Origin of the sequence: Pseudonocardia sp. EV170527-09 (assembly GCF_008369905.1) — a bacterium.
Taxonomy (GTDB): domain Bacteria; phylum Actinomycetota; class Actinomycetes; order Mycobacteriales; family Pseudonocardiaceae; genus Pseudonocardia.
This window is the reverse complement of the sequence record NZ_VRMC01000713.1, coordinates 1-228: the sequence shown is the minus strand read 5'-3', so window position 1 is coordinate 228 and position 228 is coordinate 1. Positions and strand designations below refer to the sequence as shown.

At 66.7% G+C, this 228-nt stretch carries 1 protein-coding gene; it reads right to left on the bottom strand.

The window, feature by feature from the left end:
• A partial coding sequence (locus FVA95_RS30565) for a hypothetical protein (RefSeq protein ID WP_205016132.1) occupies positions 1-228 on the bottom strand: 228 nt, incomplete at both ends.

Genomic DNA, 228 nt, shown 5'->3' with positions numbered 1-228 from the left:
CATAACCGGCGAGCGCGTCAGCCCCTTCGCAGCCCCGGGCCTTGAGGGTGATGCGGGCGGGCCAGGCGCTGTCGAGGTTACCGACATTACGCAGGGCGATGTCTTGCAGGCCATTCTGATTGGTGAACGTCAGGCCGAGCTGGCTGCTCAATGCATCGCCTCGGGCGACCGCACGCAGCGTGCTCAGGCTCCAGGCTCTGCGGTCGTTGGCCAACGGCAGGCGAAACC